This is a genomic window from Actinocrinis sp. (genome assembly GCF_035946395.1).
GTDB lineage: Bacteria > Actinomycetota > Actinomycetes > Streptomycetales > Catenulisporaceae > Actinocrinis.
The window spans coordinates 1-3,839 of record NZ_DASYZI010000286.1 but is presented as its reverse complement, the minus strand read 5'-3'; the positions used below and the strand labels follow the sequence as shown (position 1 = coordinate 3,839).

General features: G+C 66.8%; 2 protein-coding genes. One reads left to right on the top strand and one right to left on the bottom strand.

What is annotated here, in order from left to right; all coding sequences use genetic code 11:
• The first annotated feature begins 659 nt into the window (after window positions 1–659).
• Complete coding sequence (locus tag VGS97_RS17380; protein ID WP_326854607.1) at window positions 660–3,299, top strand: HelD family protein; 2,640 nt, start codon at window positions 660–662, stop codon at window positions 3,297–3,299.
• Window positions 3,300–3,616: 317 nt separating this feature from the next.
• Here the strand turns inward: VGS97_RS17380 and VGS97_RS17375 are convergent.
• Window positions 3,617–3,839, bottom strand: a 223-nt coding sequence (locus tag VGS97_RS17375) for a hypothetical protein (RefSeq protein ID WP_326854606.1), incomplete at its 5' end; no start/stop codon positions are given.

Here is a 3,839-nt window from a genome sequence, read left to right as displayed (position 1 = left end):
CGCCACCACAACCACAAAACCCAACGTCAATGGGACCTGCACCGGCGCAGTGACACTCTCGAATGGACCTCACGCCGAACCGGACGCAGCTACACCACCGCGCCGACCCGCTACCCCGTCGTCGCTGCCGATTTTGACTGTTTCAAAACTTCACAGAACCCTGATAGCCGATAGCAGGACCCGGACCCCAACCGCCCTGCCCGACCACATACCAACCAACCAGAGCCAATAGTCAACCGTCCCGAACCGGCTAATTCGGGCCACCCATCCGGGCGCTACCCGGCAGGCGACCGCGCCTGCAATGGCAATGGCAATGGCAATGGCAATGGCAATGGAGACTACAGGGTCTGTGAAGGTTGCGGACCAATCGCCGCGATACGAACCGGAGCTGCGCTAGACTCAGGAAGCTATGTCTGCGCACACCAAAGAAGTCGAACCCTTTCGACTGTTTTTAGAGTAGAGACATGGGAGTCGCCTTGTCAAGGGAAACCGACGAAATCGCCCGCGAGCAGCAGTACGTAACCATGCTCTACAAACGACTTGACGCGCTACGGGAGCGCACGTCGTCGCAGTTCGCTCGCGTTCTGCGCGAGCCGAGTGGCACACCGCAGCAGCGCACCGAGCGTGACACGACGGCGTCCGAGCATGCTGACCGGCTCATGCAGCTCGACGCGGCAGAGAACGGGCTGTGCTTCGGGCGGCTCGATCTCATCGGCAATGGCGAACGTGACGATAGCCATGGCAAACGCGAAGGCGACGGCAGCGGCAGCATCGGCATCGGCATCGGCATCGGCAACCGTGATGCCGACAGTCATGGCGGTCATATCGGCGGCGGTGTTGGTGGAAGTAGCAGTGTTGGTGTCCGTGGCGATGGCCTTGCCGGTGGCGACGACGGCGACCGCGATGGTGGTGGCCATGTCGTCGATGGCAGTGTTGATGCTGATGGCCACGACAGTCGCGATGGCAACGCCAATGGCCACGTCGGTCTCGCCGTCGATTTCGCCGTCGGTGGCGGTGTTGATGACGCTGTTGATAGCGGTCTTGATGGTGATGGCCGTGGCAAGGGCGATAGCAGCGCCAATGGCAATGCCAGTCGCGCTGTTGATAGCAATGCCGACGGCCAGGACAACGCTAACGACCGTGACGATGCCCGTGGCCGTGCCCGTGGCCGTGCCCGTGGCCGTGACGATGGCGAGCGGCGGTACATCGGCCGGCTCGGCATTCGCGACGAGGGCTCGGAGTACGAACCGCTGCTGATCGACTGGCGCGCACCGGCCGCTCGGCCGTTCTATCTCGCGACTGCGGCTTCTCCGCTCGGCGTACGGCGCCGTCGCCATATCAAGACCCGGCTACGCAACGTCACCAGCCTCGATGACGATGCGCTCGACCTCGACGAGAGCTACGAGGACAGCGTGGCGGGGCTGGTCGGCGAGGGTGCGCTGATGGCTGCGGTGACGGCGAGCCGCACCGGACGGATGCGTGACGTCGTCGAGACGATTCAGGCTGAGCAAGACCACGCCATCCGTGCCGATCTCGCTGGCGTCCTCGTCGTGCAGGGCGGGCCTGGGACCGGGAAGACCGCTGTCGCGCTGCACCGCGCCGCTTACCTGCTCTACACGCACCGCGAGCGGCTTGCCAGGCGGGGTGTGCTCATCGTGGGGCCGAACCCGACCTTCCTGCGGTATATCTCACACGTGCTGCCCGCGCTTGGCGAGACCGGTGCGGTGCTACGCACGCTTGGCGAGCTTTACCCGGGTGTCGAGGCGCAACACACATCAGCGGAGCCGCCCGCGGTCGCCGAGATCAAGGGCCGGGCGGTGATGGCTGAGGTGGTGGCCGCGGCGGTGCGGGCACGGCAGCAAGTGCCCGACGACACGCTCAAGGTCGTCATCGACAACTACGTTTACCGGCTCGACCGCGACACGTGCGTCGAAGCGCGGGACAAGGCGCGCGGCCTGCACGAGCCGCACAACCTCGCCCGGCCCGCGGTCGTCGAGCACGTCCTCGACGCGCTGACCGACCAGGCGATGCGGCGGCTGAACGAAGACCCGTTCGCCGAGGTCTCGCGCGAACTGCTTGAGCAGATCTCTTCGGATCTGCGGGAAATCGGCGACCCGGGCGACCCTCCGCTGGAAGAGGAGTTGCTGAAGCGGCACGACCGCGACGAGGTCCGCCGCGGGCTGGCTGAGGAACCGGCGGTATACGCCGCGATTGACCGGCTCTGGCCGGAGGTGACGCCGCAACAGTTGCTTGCCGAACTGTATGCCTCGCCGGATCTGCTCTCCGTGGCGGCGGCGCAGCTGACCGAGGCCGAACGGGCACTGCTGTGGCGCTCGCCGGGCGGCGGCTGGAGTGTGGCGGACGTGCCACTGCTCGACGAGGCCGCCGAACTGCTCGGTGCGCCGGACACCGAAGCCGCCGAGGCCGAGCGCGAGCGCCGGGAGGCGCTCAGCTACGCCGAGGGCGTGATGGAGATCCTCACCGGATCGACCCCGATCGAGCGCGACGACGAGCACGAGTTCGAGCAGATTCTGACCGCTACCGACCTCATCACCGCCGAGCAGATCGCCGACCAGCAGACGATCCGGCGTCACCGCACCATCGCCGAGCGTGCGGCGAGGGATCGCACCTGGACGTTCGGGCACGTCATCGTGGACGAGGCGCAGGAGCTCTCGGCGATGACATGGCGCTTGCTGATGCGTCGCTGCCCGAGTCGGTCGATGACGATCGTCGGCGACCTGGCGCAAACCGGGGACATCGCGGGCACGTCGTCGTGGGGCGCGGTGCTGGAGCCGTACGTGGGCAAGCGCTGGCGGATGGCCGAGCTGACCGTCAACTACCGCACGCCTGCGGAAGTGATGGCTCTGGCCGCGACGGTGCTCGCGCGCATCGACCCGACACTCGAACCGCCGCGCTCAGTGCGCGAGTCAGGAATCGAACCGTGGGAGGAGACCGTCGCGGCGTCAGGTCTCGCTGCGCGGCTCGGTGAGATCGTGCGCCGAGAGGCTGCGCTCGTCGGCGACGGGCGGCTCGCGGTGATCGTCCCGGTGGACAAGGTCGATGAGCTCGCTGCGGTCGTTGCCGACGCGCTGCCGGACGCGGCGTACGGCGCCGACCCCGATTTGGAGCACCAGACCGTGGTGCTGACCGCGCGTCAAGCCAAGGGCCTGGAGTTCGACACGGTCGTCGTGGTCGACCCGGACGCCGTCGCGGCCGATCCGCTGCACGGCGACAGTGACCTCTACGTTGCTCTTACGCGTACGACGAATCGGCTGGGGATGGTCACTCTCCGACACTAACCGGGGCTGCACCATCCGGGGCTGCGGCGCAGGGTCGGCCGACGCGCGGCGGCGGACGATCCTACACTGCACAGCCGCACAGCCGCACAGCCGCACAGCCGCACAGCCGCACAGCCGCACAGCCGCACAGCCGCACAGCTGGGCAGCTGGGCAGCTGGGCAGCTGGGCACAAAGCCTCGGTTAGTGTCAGAGAGCCGAGATACAGGGCCGGGATACAGAGCTGAGATACGCAGTCGCCGACGAGGCCGACCAGGACCGCCGAACAGACCAATTAGTCGGATGATCGCAGGTCGGCTGAATCTGCGGTGGATTCAGGTTCAATCAGATGATCGGGCCTCGGCGTTGGGCGTGGTGCGGCGGACTGAGCGCAGCAGTACTTCGGAGACGTCCGTGACTCTTACGTCCTGCGACGCCTTGCCCTGCTGCTTGCGGGTGGCGAGGCCGTCGGTGAGCATCACGATGCAGTACGGGCAGGCCGCCGTCACCAGGTCGGGCTCGGTGCTCAGTGCCTCGTCCGTGCGCGTCTCGTTGATGCGCGTG